The following is a 17,761-nucleotide window of genomic DNA, read 5'->3' as shown; positions in this document are numbered from 1 at the left end:
TCACGCCCCGTGGGGCGACGCTACCGGATCAGCAGCTGTAGTACAGCTCATATTCCAGTGGGTGTACGAAGGTGCGAACCTTGATTTCTTCTTCGCTTTTCAGTGCGATGTAAGCGTCGATGAAGTCATCGCTGAATACGCCGCCCTTGGTCAGGAACGCACGGCCCTTGTCCAGCTCTTCCAGGGCTTCTTTCAGGCTGCCACAAACCTGTGGGATTTGCTTGGCCTCTTCAGGCGGCAGGTCATACAGGTTTTTGTCGGCGGCATCGCCAGGGTGGATCTTGTTCTGAATACCGTCCAGACCGGCCATCATCAGTGCAGCGAAGGCCAGGTACGGGTTGGCAGCCGGATCCGGGAAGCGAGCTTCGATACGGCGAGCCTTAGGGCTGTTGACGTAAGGAATACGGATCGAGGCGGAACGGTTACGAGCCGAGTAGGCCAGCATGACCGGTGCTTCGAAGCCTGGTACCAGACGCTTGTAGGAGTTGGTCGACGGGTTGGTGAAGCCGTTCAGGGCCTTACCGTGCTTGATGATACCGCCGATGAAGTACAGAGCGGTGTCCGACAGGCCGGCATAACCTTCGCCAGCGAAGGTGTTCTTGCCGTCTTTGGAGATCGACATGTGCACGTGCATGCCCGAACCGTTGTCGCCGTACAGAGGCTTCGGCATGAAGGTCGCGGTGCGGCCGTATGCATCAGCAACGTTGTGTACGCAGTACTTCAGGGTCTGGACTTCGTCAGCTTTCTTGACCAGCGTGTTGAATTTCACGCCGATTTCGTTCTGGCCGGCAGTCGCCACTTCGTGGTGGTGAACTTCGACGGTCTGGCCCATCTCTTCCAGTGCGTTGCACATGGAGGTACGGATCTCGTGGTCGAAGTCGAACGGTGGAACCGGGAAGTAGCCGCCCTTGATACCAGGACGGTGGCCTTTGTTACCGCCTTCCACGTCCTGATCGGACATCCACGAACCTTGTTCGGAGAAGATCTTGAACATGGAGCCGGAGATGTCGGACTTGAACTTGACCGAGTCGAAGATGAAGAACTCAGGCTCAGGGCCGAAGAAAGCGGTGTCGCCGATACCGGTGGACTTCAGGTATTCCTCGGCACGGTGGGCGATGGCGCGTGGGTCGCGGTCATAGCCTTGCATGGTCGAAGGTTCGATGATGTCGCAGACCAGGATCAGGGTCGGCTCTTCGGTGAACGGGTCCAGGACGGCAGTTTCGTCGTCCGGCATCAGGATCATGTCGGAGGCTTCGATGCCTTTCCAGCCAGAGATGGAGGAACCGTCGAACATCTTTCCGATTTCAAAGAATTCGTCGTCCAGCGCATCACGGGCCGGCATGGTCACGTGATGTTGAGTGCCTTTGGTGTCAGTGAAGCGCAGATCAATCCACTTGACGTCATGATCTTTGATGAGTTGAACCGACTTCGACATATGTCCTCCGGGTGGCTTCGGGCGGGTAATGGTGTGCCCTTAGATATGGGTGATGCCGGCGCGAATACTCTGCCAAGGCAACCTGCCTCACAAGGGAGCAATTTGCATGCCAGTGCCCCAGCATGGGTTTTTTGCACCAAATCCACGCTTTTATAGCCTGTATTCGCGGATTGTCGAACAATTGCGCACTGCAATGTGGCGTAACTTGCGAGAGATGACCTGTTTTGGTGCGTTGAAAACCGAGTGCACATTAACTGGTTAAACCTTGAGCAATTTCCGCTATAATCCGCGCCCCCCTTTTTCGGCTGGCCGTTCGCGCGCTGTTTTCATGAAACTAATCGTAAAAGTCTTCCCCGAGATCACCATCAAGAGCCGCCCGGTACGGATGCGTTTCATCCGCCAGTTGGCCAAGAACATCCGTGCCGTGCTCCGCGATCTGGACCCGGCTGTGGTGGTGAACGGCGTGTGGGACAACCTCGAACTGGAAACCCGCGTCAGCGAACCCAAGATTCTCAAGGAAATGACCGAGCGCCTGAGCTGCATGCCGGGCATCGCGCATTTCCTGCAGGTCGACGAATACCCGCTGGGGGATTTCGACGACATCCTCGCCAAGTGCAAGCTGCATTATGGTGATGCCCTGGCCGGCAAGATTTTCTCGGTGCGCTGCAAGCGCGCCGGCAAACACCCGTTCAGCTCGATGGACGTGGAGAGATACGTCGGCAGCCAGTTGCGCAAGCAGTGTGGCGCCGCCGGAATTTCATTGAAAGACCCGCAAATTGAAGTGCGCATCGAAATTCGCGACCAGCGGTTGTTCGTGATCCACAGTCAGCACGACAGCATTGGCGGGTATCCGCTGGGTTCGCTGGAACAGACCCTGGTGCTGATGTCCGGCGGTTTCGATTCCACGGTCGCGGCCTACCAGATCATGCGGCGCGGGCTGATGAGCCATTTCTGCTTCTTCAATCTTGGCGGGCGCGCCCATGAACTGGGCGTAATGGAAGTGGCGCACTTCATCTGGAAGAAGTATGGCAGCTCCCAACGCGTGTTATTTGTGAGCGTACCGTTCGAGGAAGTCCTGGGCGAGATTCTCGGCAAAGTCGATAACAGTCATATGGGCGTCATTTTGAAGCGTATGATGTTGCGTGCCGCATCCAGCATCGCCGATCGGCTGCACATCGATGCGCTGGTCACCGGCGAGGCGATCTCCCAGGTGTCGAGCCAGACGCTGCCGAACCTGTCAGTGATCGACTGCGTGACCGAAAAGCTGGTGCTGCGCCCGCTGATCGCCAGCCACAAGCAGGACATCATCGACACGGCCAACGAGATCGGCACCGCCGATTTTGCCCGGCACATGCCGGAATACTGCGGGGTCATCTCGGTCAATCCGAAGACTGCGGCCAAGCGCGGGCGTGTGGAGCATGAAGAGAAAGAATTCGACATGGCGGTGCTCGAGCGTGCGCTCGAAAACGCCAGGCTGGTGCCAATCGATCGGGTGATCGATGAATTGGGCCAGGACATACAGATTGAAGAAGTCGGCGAAGCGCTGGCCGGTCAGATCATCATCGACATCCGTCACCCGGACGACGCTGAAGACGACCCGCTGAGTATCGCCGGTATCGAGGTACAAACGATGCCGTTCTATGCAGTGAACGCGCGTTTCAAGGAACTGGACCCTACTCGCCAGTACCTGTTGTATTGCGACAAAGGCGTGATGAGTCGCCTGCATGCCCACCATTTGCTCAGTGAGGGGCATGCCAATGTGCGCGTTTATCGACCGAGCTAAGTGCCCGGGGCTGTTTGCCTGTGGCCTGCGTCACCGGCCCCCCGACGCCGCCGACAGGCTGTAACGGCTTTGTCGGACTCAACGTAAATCGCTGCCACGACCTGTCAGCACACCGAATCCTCTGATCGAGATACACAAGTGATCGAAAATCTACGCAACATCGCCATCATTGCTCACGTTGACCATGGTAAGACCACCCTGGTAGACAAACTCTTGCGTCAATCCGGCACTCTGGAGCGCAACGAGCTCAACGACGAGCGCGTGATGGACTCCAACGACCAGGAAAAAGAGCGCGGTATTACTATTCTGGCGAAAAACACCGCCATCAACTGGAATGGCTACCACATCAACATCGTGGACACCCCGGGCCACGCCGACTTCGGTGGTGAAGTAGAGCGCGTAATGTCGATGGTCGACTCCGTGCTGCTGCTGGTCGATGCCCAGGACGGCCCTATGCCGCAAACCCGTTTCGTGACCAAGAAGGCTTTCGAAGCCGGCCTGCGTCCGATCGTGGTCATCAACAAGGTTGACCGTCCAGGCGCGCGTCCGGACTGGGTTCTGGACCAGATTTTCGACCTGTTCGACAACCTGGGCGCCACCGAAGAACAGCTGGACTTCAAAGTCGTCTACGCCTCGGCCCTGAACGGTATTGCCGGTCTGGACCACACCAACATGGCCGAAGACATGACCCCGCTGTACCAGTCGATCGTCGACGACGTACCTGCGCCGAAAGTCGACCGTGACGGTCCGTTCCAGATGCAAATCTCGGCCCTGGACTACAACAGCTTCCTGGGTGTTATCGGTGTTGGCCGTATCGCCCGTGGTCGCATCAAGCCGAACACGCCGGTCGTGGCTATTGACGCCGACGGCAAGAAGCGCAACGGTCGTATTCTCAAGCTGATGGGTCACCACGGCCTGCACCGTATCGACGTTGAAGAAGCAGCTGCCGGCGACATCGTCTGCATCAGCGGCTTCGAGCAACTGTTCATCTCCGACACTCTGTGCGACCCACTGAACGTCGAAGCGATGAAGCCGTTGACCGTCGATGAGCCAACCGTTTCCATGACCTTCCAGGTCAACGACTCGCCATTCTGCGGTAAAGAAGGCAAGTTCGTGACCAGCCGTAACATCAAGGAGCGTCTGGACAAGGAGCTGCTCTACAACGTGGCACTGCGCGTTGAAGAAGGCGACTCGGCCGACAAGTTCAAGGTTTCCGGCCGTGGTGAGCTGCACCTCTCGGTTCTGATCGAAACCATGCGTCGCGAAGGCTTCGAAATGGGCGTAGGTCGTCCTGAAGTGATCATCCGTATGGTTGACGGCGTCAAGCACGAACCGTACGAAAACGTGACCATCGACCTGCCGGAAGAATCCCAGGGCGCGATCATGGAACAAATGGGCCTGCGTAAAGGCGACCTGACCAACATGGTTCCGGATGGCAAGGGCCGTGTGCGCCTTGAGTACAACATCCCGGCCCGTGGCCTGATCGGTTTCCGTAACGAGTTTCTGACCCTGACCTCCGGTGGCGGCATCCTGACTTCGATCTTCGATCGTTATGACGTGATGAAGTCCGGCGACATGTCCGGCCGTCAGAACGGTGTTCTGGTATCGGTTGCGACCGGCAAGGCACTGACCTACTCGCTGGAAACCCTGCAAGCGCGCGGCAAGCTGTTCGTCGAGCACGGCCAGGACATCTACGAAGGTCAAATCGTCGGCCTCAACAGCCGTGACAACGACCTGGGCGTGAACCCGACCAAAGGCAAGAAGCTCGACAACATGCGCGCTTCGGGCAAAGACGAAACCATCGCATTGGTTCCGCCGGTCAAGTTCACTCTGGAGCAAGCGCTGGAGTTCGTGCAGGAAGACGAACTGTGCGAAGTGACGCCTAAGTCGATTCGCCTGCGTAAGAAGATCCTTGGCGAAAGCGAGCGTACCCGCGCCGCCAAGAAAAGCGGTAACTGAGTTTCGACTTAGTTAGCGGCTAAAAAAACGCCCCCGGTCGTGAGATCGGGGGCGTTTTTTTATGCCTGGAAGTTATGTAGTGGCTGTCAGGGCGCCATCGCGAGCAAGCTCGCTCCCACAAGGGATTCAGGTCGGACACAAAATCTGTATCCACCGCAAATCCCCTGTGGGAGCGAGCTTGCTCGCGATGGCGATGTTCCAGGCGCAGCTAAAACATCATTCGATCAGAATTTGTCCAACGTCCGCGGATTACGCTCGCGCTCCACTTCCTTGGGCTTGTAGGCGCAGTACCCCGGGCGCGGCCCGACCCGCGGATGGTTGCGGCAGGTATCCGGGCGTTTCTCATAAATGGTGCACAACCGGCTCTTGCGATCCAGATAAAGGCAATCATTGTTGCTCATGCGCTGGAGCGTGAAGATTTCGGATTTCTGGTTATAGCGCTCGACGATCCCTTCCTTTTGCAGGCGCTTGGCGATGTTTTTCGGCGGGTCGCCCAGTTCGAATTCATCGACGATACCGATCCGGATCAGGTCCTTGATCTTGACCTCCACCGGCAGTGTGCAGCAGCTCGACACGCAGGAACCGCACATTGGCGCGGAGTACTTGGCCCAGGTATCGATTCGGTCGATCTCCGCGGCGGCGATCAGGTTGGGCTTCATCATCAAGGTTTACCAGCATGCATCAGGGCGCGCGATCATACCGGGACTGGTGAAATTTTGAACGACCATCTGCCGGTTTTTTTTCGAGCCCGGTAAAACTCTCCCAGGACCGGCACGGCCCCTGCATTCATTCGCCCATACGGCAATTCCCTGGCGGCGATTCTCCGTCGCTATGGAAAAACCAACGAACCTGCGCCTGTAGTGCCTGTCAGACCGTCTAGGCTCAGACAATTTCATGCTCGTTCGAGGTCTCATCAATGACTCAAGAACCACTTGTTCGCGAAGCCGAAGTGGCTGCATTTCGCGATGCCGTGTTGACCAAACTCACTTACGCCGTCGGCAAGGACCCGGATCATGCGTTTGATCACGACTGGTTCGAAGCCATTGCCCTGGCCGCCCGCGACCATATGGTCGAGCACTGGATGGACCACACGCGGCAGATTTACCGCAAGGGCCAGAAGCGCGTTTATTACCTCTCCCTGGAATTTCTCATCGGCCGCTTGCTCTATGACAGCCTGAGCAACCTCGGCCTGCTGGACACTGCGCGCGAAGCCTTGACCGAACTGGGCGTGGATCTGGAGCGCATTCGCCTGCTCGAACCCGATGCGGCGTTGGGCAACGGCGGCCTCGGCCGGTTGGCGGCATGTTTCATGGAAAGCATGTCCACCTTGGGCATTGCCGGCCATGGCTACGGCATTCGTTACGAGCACGGCCTGTTTCGCCAGGCCATCGTTGATGGCTGGCAGCAGGAGCAAACCGAACACTGGCTGGATTTCGGCAACCCCTGGGAGTTCGAGCGGCCGGAAGTGGTTTACCCGATCGGCTTCGGCGGCAGCGTCGAGACCGTGACCGACGCCTCCGGCAATACCAAGCAAGTCTGGTCTCCGGGTGAAACCGTGCGAGCCATCGCCTATGACACCCCCGTGGTGGGTTGGCGCGGTGCCAGCGTCAACACCCTGCGTCTGTGGCGCGCCCGCGCCATGGAAGAGCTGCACCTGGAACGCTTCAACGCCGGGGACCATTTGGGTGCCGTGGCGGAAGTGGCCCGGGCCGAAAGTATCTCCCGCGTGCTGTACCCGGCCGACAGCACCGAGGCGGGCCAGGAATTGCGCCTGCGCCAGGAGTATTTCTTCGTCGCCGCCTCGCTGCAGGATTTGTTGCGCCGTCATCGCAACATGCACACCTCGGTATTGACCTTGGGCGACCACGCGGCGATCCAGCTCAACGACACTCACCCGTCGATCGCCGTGGCCGAGTTGATGCGCCAATTGGTGGACGTCTACGACGTGGCCTGGGACGCCGCCTGGCAGATCACCCAGGACACGCTCTCCTACACCAACCACACGCTGCTGCCCGAAGCCCTGGAAACCTGGCCAGTGGGGCTGATGGAGCGCATGTTGCCCCGACACATGCAGATCATTTACCTGATCAACGCCCAGCACATCGATGCTCTGCGGTCCAAGGGGGTGCACGATTTCGACGTGCTGCGCGCGGTGTCGCTGATCGAAGAAGACAACGGCCGCCGGGTGCGCATGGGCAACCTCGCCTTTCTCGGTTCACACAGCGTCAACGGTGTGTCCGGATTGCACACGCAACTGATGCGCAGCACGGTGTTCTCCGAGCTGCACAAGCTCTACCCCGAGCGGATCAACAACAAAACCAACGGCATCACGTTCCGCCGCTGGCTGTTTCAGGCCAACGCTGAACTGACTTCGATGATGGTCGATGCCCTGGGCCCGAGTGTGCTCGACAACCCCGAGGAGCGCCTGATCGAGCTGGAGCCGTTCGCGGATCAACCGGCGTTCCGCAAACAGTTCGCCGAACAGCGCCTGCACAGCAAAAAGGCCTTGGCGCATCTGATTCACGAGCGGTTGGGGGTTGCCGTGAACCCGGCGGCGATGTTCGACGTGCAAGTCAAACGGATCCATGAATACAAGCGTCAGTTGCTCAACCTGATGCACACGGTGGCGCTGTACCAGGCGATCCGCGCCGAACCGGAAGTGGACTGGGTGCCACGGGTGAAAATCTTCGCTGGCAAGGCCGCCGCCAGTTATCACCAGGCCAAGTTGATCATCAAGCTGACCAACGATATCGCCCGTGTGGTGAACAACGACCCGACCGTGCGTGGCCTGCTCAAAGTGGTGTTCCTGCCCAACTACAACGTCAGCCTGGCCGAGAGCATCATCCCGGCGGCGGACCTTTCCGAGCAGATATCCACGGCCGGTTTTGAAGCGTCAGGCACCAGTAACATGAAGTTCGGTCTTAACGGTGCGCTGACTATCGGCACCATGGACGGCGCCAACGTGGAGATGCATGAGCGCGTGGGCGGTGAGCACATGTTCATTTTCGGCCTGACGGCCGAGCAGGTGGAGGCCCGCAAGCAGAACGGCGAGTTCAGTGCCGCGCCGGACATTGCCGCGTCCCATCGCCTCAACGATGTGTTGCAGGCTATTCGCGGCGGGGTGTTTTCGCCGGACGATCCGATGCGCTACACCGGGCTTGTCGATTCGCTGGTGGATTACGATCGCTTTCTGGTCTGCGCCGACTTTGACTCTTACTGGGATGCCCAGGCCAGGGTCGAAGAACGTTGGCACGACGCCCAGCACTGGTGGCGTTCGGCGGTGCTCAACACCGCGCGCATGGGCTGGTTTTCCTCCGACCGGACCATTCGGGAATACGCCACCGACATCTGGAAAGCCCTGGAGTAGCAGTTGCAGGAAATGTGAGCGAAGCCCAACGGTGGTTGGGCTTGGTCGATATACTAAGCGCCAGTTTCGCCGGGCTGTGTGGCCGATTTAGTGCTTGAGGCGCCAGCAATCCATTGTGGGAGCGAGCCTGCTCGCGATAACGGTGTGTCAGCCAACCTGTTTGGTAACTGACGGACCGCTATCGCGAGCAGGCTCGCTCCCACAAGGTTTGTGTGGTTCCACTAGACTGAACCAGGCACCGCTTCACCCCGGTTACGCCCGCAAAGGGCCGCTTAGGGATATCGACCATGCAATGGATTTTGATGCTGTTGGGCCTGGCATTTGGCTGGGTGGTGGATGAGTCGTTCGCCGATGCGCTGATAGGCGCGTTGCTGGGCCTTGGCATCGCTCAGGGGATTGGTCTGCGTCGCCTCGGCGCCCACGCCGCCGAACAGCAGAACCAGTTGCAAACGGCCCAGCGCACCTTGAGCGCACTGGAGCAGCGGCTGATCGCGCTTGAGCGCAGCACGGTCGCAGCCTCCGAACCGCCGCCATCGCCCGAGATCGTCGTGGCCCAGGCACCGGAATCCGAAATCCCACCTGAGCCGGAGCTAGTCTGGGAACTGCCGCCTGACCTTGAAGCCCTTCCGGCGATGACCACACAAGCCAGTCAGCCGTTGCCCGACGACGTATGGAAGTCTGCGCCGGCCGCCCCCAAACCGGTCCAGCCGGAACCGGCTGCCCCTCGTGGTCCGAATCTGTTCGAGCGTGCCGTCGCGGGGGCGCGTAACTGGCTGTTTGGCGGTAATACCGTATTGCGGGTCGGGGTGGTGCTGTTGTTCCTCGGCCTGGCGTTTCTGCTGCGCTATGCCACTGAAGGCATGGTCGTGCCCATCGAGTTGCGTTATGCCGGCGTCGCGGCCAGTGCGTTGGGCCTGTTAGGCCTGGGCTGGTGGCTGCGCCAGCGCAACAGCAACTACGCGCTGATGTTGCAGGGCACCGGGATCGCCGTGCTGTACCTGACCGTGTTCGCCGCCATGCGCCTGCATCCGCTGCTCGACTCGAAAGCGGCCTTGGGCTTGCTGGTGGCGGTCACGGTGTTCTCGGCGATTCTGGCGGTCACCCAAAATGCCCTCGGCCTGGCTGCGGTGGCAGCGTTGGGCGGGTTTGCCGCGCCGATCCTGACTTCCACCGGCAGCGGTAACCATGTCGCGCTGTTCAGCTACTTCATCCTGCTCAATGCCGGCATTCTGGCGATTGCCTGGTTCAAGGCCTGGCGCCTGCTCAACCTGATTGGTTTTGTCGGCACCTTCGGCATCGGTTTCGCCTGGGGCTTGCGCTCTTATGGGCCGGAACTGCTCTGGAGCACCGAGCCGTTCCTGATTGTTTTCTTCCTGATGTACCTGGCGATCGGCTTGTTGTTTACCCGACGCAAGCTGCTGGAAATGGGCGACGGGCCCGAGGACGAAGGCCGCGATGCGCTATTGCGCTGGTCGGCCCGCAAGGGCGACTACGTGGACGGCACCCTGTTGTTCGGCCCGCCCCTGGTGGGGTTCGGTCTGCAGTTCGCGCTGGTGCAGCATCTGGAGTTCGCCGCAGCGTTCAGCGCCCTGGCCCTGGGCATCATCTATATGGGACTGGCGCGGGTATTGATGGGGGGGCGCGCCGTCCTGTTGGCCGAAACCTGCCTGGCATTGGGGGTGATTTTTGCCAGCCTGGCGATTCCCCTGGGCCTCGATGCTCGGTGGACCGCGGCGGCATGGGCCGTGGAAGGGGCGGGGATTTTCTGGCTGGGCCTGCGTCAGCAGCGGCCTTTGGCTCGGGCTTTTGCCTTGCTGCTGCAACTGGGCTCGGCGCTGGCTTTTGTCAGCGAGTTGCGTCAGGGCGACAGCAGCCTGATCGATGGCGCCCCGCTGGGGGCGTTGATGCTGGGTGGCGCCTTGCTGTTCAGTTTCTACCAGTTGCGCAAGACCGCGCCTGAGCACGCCACACACTGGGAGCGCCAAGGCCTGCCGGTGCTGGCAGTGCTGGGCTTGAGTTTTCTCTATCTGTTGGCGCCGTTGTTCTTCTTCACTCACGGCACTGCCATCGCCTGGGCCTTGGCCGGTCTGGCGACGCTGTTCGCGGGCCTGCGCCTGCAATCGCGCAGCTTCCTGTTTACCGCGTTCGCAGTACAACTGCTGGGTGGCGCGTTGTTTCTGTTGCGTTTGCAGGGGGCCGAAGGGGATTCGACCGCCGTGTTCAGCGCTGGCTGGAGCGGTTTGCTCAGCGCCTCCCTGATCGGCCTGGCGCTGATTGGCGGCATGCTGTTGGCGGCACGCGATGACATGGTGCGCAACGATGTCCGATTGCTACGCGGGCTGTCGGTGGTGCTGCTGGCTGGGTTGGTGCTGATCAACCTTGCCGTGCTCTTCGTCCTGCCCTGGCAAACGGCGAGCGGTGTATGGGCGGCCAGCGGCCTGCTGATCATCTGGCTGAGCCTGTACCTGAAGCAGCGCGTGAGTTTCGTGTTTGGCCTGTTGTTGCAGTTGATCGGCGGCGCGGCGTTTCTTGCCGCCGGGTCGGCGCTGCTCGGGCCGCTGAGTGCCGAGGATCTGCGGCCCCTGGCCCACAGCGGGTTCTGGACGCCGCTGGTGCTGGGACTGGCGGCACTGGTGGGCGCATGGCGATTGCAGCGCGGCCATCCGTCGGCGGTGTTCCAGGCCTTGAGCTTGCAGCGGTTGTCCGAGTTGCTGCTGGTCTGGGGCGCAGGCTGGTGGGCACTGGCGTGGGGCAGCGAAGTGCTGCGCTTTGCACCGCAGCACCTGCAAGGTCATTTGATGCTGATCGTCGCGGCAATCAGTGTAGCGCTGTGGGCATTGCTGGCCCTGCGTTTGAAATGGCCGGCGATGGGGTTGCTATGCACCTTGCTGATACCTGTGGCCGGCTGTGTGCTGGTCGCGACTGGGCACAGCCGTTATCACCCGGCGGCGGATTTCGGCTGGCTGGCCTGGTTGGCCGTGTTCGCCGTGCATTTGCTTTCCCTGAAACGTCTGGCACCGCTGCTACCGGCCCGGGCGCGCAGCACCGCCCATGTGCTCGGTTGCTGGCTGCTGATCGGTGTGCTGGCGCTGGAGGTGCGCTACGGCCTGCTGCTGTTGTCCGAGCAGTACAACGCCTGGCGCTGGCTGGGTTGGGCGATTCTGCCGAGCCTGTACCTGGTGCTGATGGCCGCGCCGCGGGCCTGGCCGTGGCCGGTCTCGGCCCATTCGCGCGAATATCGTGTGTACGCGGCAGCACCCCTGGCCCTGTTGATGCTGGGCTGGTTCTGGCTGGCCAACACCTTCAGCGACGGCAGCGCCGAGCCGTTACCCTATTTGCCGCTGCTCAACCCGTTGGAGCTGGGCTTGCTGTTCGCCTTGTTTGGCGTCTACGCGTGGACCCGCAGCGCGGTGGCGCAACTGGCAATCCGATGGGGTCATGCCGGACACGTCGCCCAGTTGATCGCCGGCGTGTCGCTGTTCGCGTTCTTCACCGCCGTGGTGATGCGCAGTGCCCACCATTGGATCGGCGTGCCGTTCGAGCTGGATGCGTTGCTCGAATCCATGTTTGTGCAGGCCGGGCTGTCCATCGTCTGGACCCTGATTGCCCTGGGCCTGATGATCGGCGGGCATCTGCGCCATCGTCGTGAGGTCTGGCTGATCGGTGCGGCGTTGATCGCCGTGGTGGTGGCCAAGCTGTTCTTTGTCGAATTGAGCAACCGTGGCGGTCTGGCGCGGATCGTGTCGTTTATCGGCGTGGGTGTATTGCTGTTGGTGGTGGGCTACTTCGCGCCGCTGCCGCCAAAACGCCCGGAAGGGGGCTCGCGGACCGAGCCGCCAATACCTGTCAGTGAGGGAGTGTCGTCTTGAGTCACAAGTTGAGTCGCATCGGGTTGGGCGTGGTGGGGTTGTGGGTGGCCTTGTCGGTGACGGCCCAGGAACAGCCGGCGGACTTTGCCCATCAGGTGCCATTGGCCTTGAGCGGCGAGGGGCCCTGGTATCGCCTGGCGTTGCCCCTGGAGATTCAGTTGCAAGCGCGCCAGACCGATCTGAGCGACCTGCGGGTGTTCAACGCCGCCGGGCAGGCCCAGGCCTACGCATTGGTTCGCGAGACGGCCCGGAGCCGGGAAAACAGCACCACCGACGTGAAGTGGTTCCCGTTGTACAACGCCGCCGATGACAACGAGCGCGCGCCCAGCGTACGGGTGCAATCGAGCGCCAACGGCACGCTGGTGCAGGTGCAACCGTCCAGCCGGCTCGAGGCGGGGGAGGAGGAACTGCGCGGCTGGCTGCTGGATGCCAGTGCGATCAAGGCGCCCTTGCAGCAGCTGATCCTCGACTGGACCAGCGAGCGCGACGGCTTCCAGCGCTTCACCATCGAAGCCAGTGACGACCTGCAACACTGGCAGGCGTGGGGCGAAGGCCAGGTGGCGCGGCTGACCTTTGCTGATGAGCGGGTGGAGCAGCATGAGGTCAGCTTGCCAGGACAGCCGGCGCGTTATCTGCGGTTGTTGTGGGAATCGCCGTCATCGGCGCCGGTGTTGACCTCGGCCCAGTTGCAGAGCGGCAGTCGCGAAAGCCTGCCGTTGCCGTTGGTCTGGTCGCAGCCTTTGGCCGGTAGCACCACGAAGGCTGGGCAATACACTTGGCAGTTGCCCATGGGGTTGAATGTCGAACAGGTGCAGGTCGAACTGAGCCAGGCCAACAGCCTGGCACCGGTGACCCTGGCCGGACGGCGTGAAAGCAGCCAGCCGTGGCAATCGCTGGGCAGCGGCTTGCTGTATCGCCTGACCCAGAACGGCCAGGATGTGCTGCAAAACCAACTGCAGCTGTCGGGGCAGACCGTGCAGCAATTGAAGCTGACGGTGGACGAGCGAGGCGGCGGTCTCGGTGCCCAAGCGCCAGCCTTGCGTTTTGCCGTGCGCCCGACCCAGGTGGTGTTCCTGGCGCGTGGCGAGGGGCCCTATAGCCTGGCGCTAGGCAATGCGACGGCGAAAGCGGCCAGCCTGCCACTGGCCACGCTGGTGCCCGATTACAAACCGTCACGCCTGGCGACGCTGGGTACGGCGAAGACCGATGGTGTGGCGACCTCGGCATCGGCTGCCGCAACGCCCTCTGCGACCGTCGAGACCAACTGGAAGAAGATCGGCTTGTGGGCGGTGTTGCTGATCAGCGTACTGGTCCTCGCGGCGATGGCATTGAGCTTGCTGCGCAAGCCGCCGGTCAAAAACTGAGGTGCTGCGCACCCATCGCGAGCAGGCTCGCTCCCACACTGGATTTATGTCGTATACAAAAACTGTGTCCGCAGAAGATCAAATGTGGGAGCGAGCCTGCTCGCGATAGCGTCCTCTCAATCAACAGAAATACCCAAGCGAGGCGCCACCCCGTGAACTCAATCCTCCATTCCCCGTCTCATAGGAGGAATTAAGTCCCGACTCGCGCTAAACTGCGCAGGTTTTTCCGCCCCCTATTCTTCGGAGCCGTCCATGTCCCGCGTTACCTTGAGTCGCTATTTGATTGAGCAGACCCGCAGCAACAACACCCCTGCCGATCTGCGCTTTTTGATCGAAGTGGTGGCGCGTGCATGCAAGGAGATCAGCCACGCCGTATCCAAAGGCGCCCTGGGTGGTGTCCTGGGCAGCATGGGCACCGAAAACGTGCAGGGCGAAGTGCAGAAGAAGCTCGACGTGCTCTCTAACGAAATCCTGCTCGAAGCCAACGAATGGGGCGGCCACCTGGCCGGCATGGCGTCCGAGGAAATGGACAACGCCTACCAGATCCCAGGCAAATACCCCAAGGGTGCTTACCTGCTGGTGTTCGACCCACTGGACGGTTCGTCGAACATCGATATCAACGCGCCAGTGGGCACCATCTTCTCGGTATTGCGTTGCCCGAACGAATACCTGAGCCAGAATGAAGCCTTGAATGAAAAGGCGTTCCTGCAGCCAGGCACCGAACAGGTCGCCGCCGGTTATGCCATTTATGGCCCGCAAACCATGCTGGTGCTGACCCTGGGCGACGGCGTCAAAGGCTTCACGCTGGACCGTGAGATGGGCAGCTTCGTTCTGACCCACGAAGACATCACCATTCCTGAAACCACCCAGGAATTCGCCATCAACATGTCCAATCAGCGTCACTGGGAAGCCCCGGTACAACGCTACGTGGGCGAATTGCTGGCCGGTGAAGAAGGTCCGCTGAAAAAGAACTACAACATGCGCTGGGTCGCCGCGATGGTCGCGGACGTACACCGCATCCTGACCCGTGGCGGTCTGTTCATGTACCCGCGCGACAGCCGCGAGCCGTCCAAGCCGGGCAAACTGCGTCTGATGTACGAAGCCAACCCGATGTCGTTCCTGGTGGAACAGGCTGGCGGTGCGTCCACTGACGGTCACCAGCGTATTCTCGACATCCAGCCCGAAGGCCTGCACCAGCGTGTGGCGGTGTTCCTTGGCTCGAAGGAAGAAGTCGCCCGCGCCACGGCCTACCACAAGGAATAAATCATGGCCCAGCCCTGGCAGCCGTTGCTCGATTGGTGGTTTGGCTCAGCCAAATCGCCGGACGAAATAGCCGCTGACAAGGGCAAGCTGTGGTTCGGCAAACGGCATGATCGCCAAGCGCACGAGCGCTTCGGCGATCAGGTCGAGCAGGCACTGGCCGGCGGATTGACCGACTGGGCGCAACGCCCCGAAGGCTGGCTGGCTCTGGTGCTGCTGCTTGATCAGCTCCCGCGGATGATCTTTCGCGATTCCCCCAAGGCTTTTTCCGGTGACCTGCGTGCCCAAGCGCTGGTGGCCCAAGGCATGGCGGCGGGTTTCGACCGGCAACTCGAACCTATCCAGCGGGTGTTCATCTACCTGGTGCTCGAACATTGCGAAAACCTGGCGGTGCAGAATGAAGCGGTGTCCCGTTTCATCGAACTGACCCGCGAGCAGCCCGAGGCGGATCGGGCGGTGTTCGAAGACAACCTGGATTACGCCGAGCGGCATCAGAAGATCATTGCGCAGTTTGGACGTTTCCCCCATCGCAATGCGGTGTTGGGGCGTGAGTCCACGGCTGATGAAATCGAGTTTTTGAACAGGCCTGGGTCCAGGTTCTAGATTGCGTTGCGGCTACTATCGCCATCGCGAGCCTGCTCGCGATGGGCCCGCCCGGGCACTAGATTCGGAAACTACCCACCAACTGCTTCAACCGCGCCGCTTGCTGTTCAAGGTCAGCACAGGCCCGCAATGTCGCTTGCAGGTTTTCCACGCCTTCCTGGTTCAGCGTGTTGATTTCGGTGATGTCGACGTTGATCGATTCCACCACGGCGGTCTGCTCTTCTGTGGCGGTGGCCACGGACTGGTTCATGCCGTCGATTTCACCGATGCGCTGGGTCACGCTGCCCAGGCGTTCGCCGGCCTGGTTGGCGATGCCGACGCTGCTTTCGCTCTGGCGCTGGCTGTCGGTCATGGTCAGGACCGCTTCCCGGGCGCCGACTTGCAGCTCCTCGATCATCTTCTGCACCTGCTGCGCCGAATCCTGGGTGCGATGAGCCAGGTTGCGCACTTCATCGGCCACCACCGCGAAGCCGCGACCGGCTTCACCGGCCCGGGCGGCTTCAATGGCGGCGTTCAGGGCGAGCAGGTTGGTTTGCTGGGAAATGCTGGTGATCACCTCAAGGATCTGGCCGATGTTCACCGTATTGTTGTTCAGGGTTTCGATGTTGCCGCACGAATCGCTGATCTTGGCGGACAACTGCTGCATGGCGGTGATGGTTTTATCCACCACGTGTTGACCATCTTCGGCCAAGCTGCGGGCATCGCTGGAATGTTGCGAGGCGAGGGCGGCGTTCTGGGCGATTTCCTGGGCGGCGGCACCGAGCTGGTTGATCGCCGCGGCCACGCTGCTGGTGCGTGAAGCCTGCTGATCGGAATTGACCATCGACGAGTTTGACGCGCTGACCACACGCAGTGCGACTTCGTTGACCAGACCGGTGGCCGAGGCCACTTCGCGGATCGACGTGTGAATACGCTCCACGAAACGGTTGAACGACGTGCCCAGAGCGCCGAATTCGTCCTGGCCATGGATGGTCAGACGGCGTGTCAGGTCGCCTTCGCCTTCGGCGATGTCATGCATGGCGCGGCCCATGGTCAGCAGCGGTTGCATCAGCACGCGGATCAGCATGCCCAGCAGGGCGATGATGAATACTACGGCAATCACCATGGCGATCAGCGCCGAAGTACGGAACTCGCTGAGCATCGCCAGGGCAGTGTTCTTGTCGAGCACCAGCGCCACGTACCAGTCGGCCCCCGGTACGCCGTTGACCCGCGTGAAGGAGAGGTATTGAGTCTTGCCGTCGAGCTCGACTTCTTTCATGCCTGGGCTGACGTGCAGTGCACCGTCAGGGTAGGCCTCGGCCAGGGTCTTGAGCACGCGCTTGCTGTCGGGGTGGATGAGGATCTTGCCGTCGGCGCTGACGATGAACGCATGGCCGTGGCCGCCGAAATTCAGCGAGTTGATGATGGCGCTGACGCTGGACAGGTCGATGTCCGCACCGGCCACGCCGATCATCTGGTTCTGATGCTGTACTGGGGTGGCGACGGTTATTACCAGTTTTCCCGACGAGGCGGCGATGTAGGGCTCGGTGACGATGGTTTGTTGGGCGCTGTTGGCGGCCTTGTACCAGCCACGGGCGCGGGGATCGTAGTCGGCCGCACGATTGCCGGCCGGTACCGAGAACATCACGCCGTCGGTGCCACCGAAATAGCTGAGCTGGAAGTTGCCGGTGTAGGCCGGTAGGCCCACGGCGCGCTTGAGACTATCGGCACTGCTGCCGTCCACGGCAATCTGCTGGGCCAACGATTGCAGCAATTGGGTGCGGCCTTCGACCCAGGTTTGAATGTTGCGGCTGGTCAGGCTGCCGAGCTCCTGCATGGAGGTCTCGGTGCTGGCTTGCAAGCCCTGGCGCTGACGGTAGTCGTTGAACAGGATGAAGCAGGCGAATGCAACGGCTACCACGAGCGCAGCAGCCAGCAGGATTTTGTGGCTGAATTTCATGTTTCTGGTCATTAAGAACGCTACCGCAGAGGAGCTGGTCAGGAAGGGGCGTCAATTTGCCATAACACCTGGCATCGCGCTGCTCTTTTTATCGGCTCCAAAGCGCTTTGAATCAGGCGCGTGCAGGCTAATCCCGACGAAATACACGACGGCGTCACAAACGGGTTGATTCATCCATGAAA

The 17,761-nt window shown here is 60.8% G+C and carries 10 protein-coding genes; 7 read left to right on the top strand and 3 right to left on the bottom strand.

The window, feature by feature from the left end; translation table 11 throughout:
• Positions 1-28 precede the first annotated feature (28 nt).
• Positions 29-1,435: a type I glutamate--ammonia ligase gene (glnA, locus tag AC3I65_RS24790; protein ID WP_488524241.1), complete on the bottom strand. Its 1,407-nt coding sequence runs from the start codon at positions 1,433-1,435 to the stop codon at positions 29-31.
• Between the two features lie 328 nt (positions 1,436-1,763).
• On the opposite strand from glnA, the gene thiI reads away from it, so the two are divergent.
• Together thiI and typA are read left to right on the top strand one after the other, a co-directional pair.
• The gene (gene thiI / locus AC3I65_RS24785) at positions 1,764-3,218 is read left to right on the top strand and encodes a tRNA uracil 4-sulfurtransferase ThiI (RefSeq protein WP_047226917.1); all 1,455 of its coding nucleotides are present in this window, start codon (positions 1,764-1,766) and stop codon (positions 3,216-3,218) included.
• A gap of 138 nt (positions 3,219-3,356) precedes the next feature.
• Positions 3,357-5,177, top strand: a complete 1,821-nt coding sequence (typA, locus tag AC3I65_RS24780; RefSeq protein ID WP_047226918.1) for a translational GTPase TypA — start codon at positions 3,357-3,359, stop codon at positions 5,175-5,177.
• A 224-nt stretch (positions 5,178-5,401) separates the two neighbouring features.
• Here typA and AC3I65_RS24775 read toward each other — a convergent pair whose 3' ends face one another.
• Complete coding sequence (locus tag AC3I65_RS24775; RefSeq protein ID WP_047226919.1) at positions 5,402-5,839, bottom strand: YkgJ family cysteine cluster protein; 438 nt, start codon at positions 5,837-5,839, stop codon at positions 5,402-5,404.
• A gap of 254 nt (positions 5,840-6,093) precedes the next feature.
• Here AC3I65_RS24775 and AC3I65_RS24770 point away from each other — a divergent pair, with 254 nt between their 5' ends.
• The 5 genes from AC3I65_RS24770 to AC3I65_RS24750 all read left to right on the top strand — a co-directional run bounded on the left by AC3I65_RS24770 (position 6,094) and on the right by AC3I65_RS24750 (position 15,640).
• Positions 6,094-8,544 carry a glycogen/starch/alpha-glucan phosphorylase gene (locus tag AC3I65_RS24770; RefSeq protein ID WP_076383354.1) on the top strand — a complete coding sequence of 817 codons (2,451 nt, stop codon included), beginning with the start codon at positions 6,094-6,096 and terminating at the stop codon, positions 8,542-8,544.
• A gap of 287 nt (positions 8,545-8,831) precedes the next feature.
• Positions 8,832-12,413 carry a DUF2339 domain-containing protein gene (locus AC3I65_RS24765; RefSeq protein WP_488524240.1) on the top strand — a complete coding sequence of 1,194 codons (3,582 nt, stop codon included), beginning with the start codon at positions 8,832-8,834 and terminating at the stop codon, positions 12,411-12,413.
• Positions 12,410-13,777, top strand: coding sequence for a DUF3999 family protein (locus tag AC3I65_RS24760; protein WP_419417280.1), 1,368 nt, complete (start codon positions 12,410-12,412; stop codon positions 13,775-13,777). Before AC3I65_RS24765 ends, AC3I65_RS24760 begins: the two co-directional genes overlap by 4 nt.
• A gap of 252 nt (positions 13,778-14,029) precedes the next feature.
• Entirely contained in the window at positions 14,030-15,040 is a 1,011-nt protein-coding gene (locus tag AC3I65_RS24755; RefSeq protein WP_047226923.1) for a class 1 fructose-bisphosphatase, read from the top strand.
• 3 nt (positions 15,041-15,043) lie between these two features.
• Entirely contained in the window at positions 15,044-15,640 is a 597-nt protein-coding gene (locus AC3I65_RS24750) for a DUF924 family protein (RefSeq protein WP_160893996.1), read from the top strand.
• 58 nt (positions 15,641-15,698) lie between these two features.
• Here the strand turns inward: AC3I65_RS24750 and AC3I65_RS24745 are convergent, their stop codons facing one another.
• Complete coding sequence (locus tag AC3I65_RS24745; protein ID WP_197685214.1) at positions 15,699-17,591, bottom strand: methyl-accepting chemotaxis protein; 1,893 nt, start codon at positions 17,589-17,591, stop codon at positions 15,699-15,701.
• Positions 17,592-17,761: the final 170 nt, after the last annotated feature.

The organism is Pseudomonas sp. N-1-13, from assembly GCF_057787095.1.
The sequence above is the reverse complement of the archived record's forward strand: the minus strand, read 5'-3'. Positions and strand labels throughout refer to the sequence as shown.

What these genes read in the sequence shown, in the direction of transcription:
- glnA (WP_488524241.1), bottom strand. Translation starts at nt 1,435, where the DNA reads ATGTCGAAGTCGGTTCAACTCATCAAAGATCATGACGTCAAGTGGATT.
- thiI (WP_047226917.1), top strand. Translation starts at nt 1,764, where the DNA reads ATGAAACTAATCGTAAAAGTCTTCCCCGAGATCACCATCAAGAGCCGC.
- AC3I65_RS24775 (WP_047226919.1), bottom strand. Translation starts at nt 5,839, where the DNA reads ATGATGAAGCCCAACCTGATCGCCGCCGCGGAGATCGACCGAATCGAT.
- AC3I65_RS24770 (WP_076383354.1), top strand. Translation starts at nt 6,094, where the DNA reads ATGACTCAAGAACCACTTGTTCGCGAAGCCGAAGTGGCTGCATTTCGC.
- AC3I65_RS24765 (WP_488524240.1), top strand. Translation starts at nt 8,832, where the DNA reads ATGCAATGGATTTTGATGCTGTTGGGCCTGGCATTTGGCTGGGTGGTG.
- AC3I65_RS24755 (WP_047226923.1), top strand. Translation starts at nt 14,030, where the DNA reads ATGTCCCGCGTTACCTTGAGTCGCTATTTGATTGAGCAGACCCGCAGC.
- AC3I65_RS24750 (WP_160893996.1), top strand. Translation starts at nt 15,044, where the DNA reads ATGGCCCAGCCCTGGCAGCCGTTGCTCGATTGGTGGTTTGGCTCAGCC.
- AC3I65_RS24745 (WP_197685214.1), bottom strand. Translation starts at nt 17,591, where the DNA reads ATGACCAGAAACATGAAATTCAGCCACAAAATCCTGCTGGCTGCTGCG.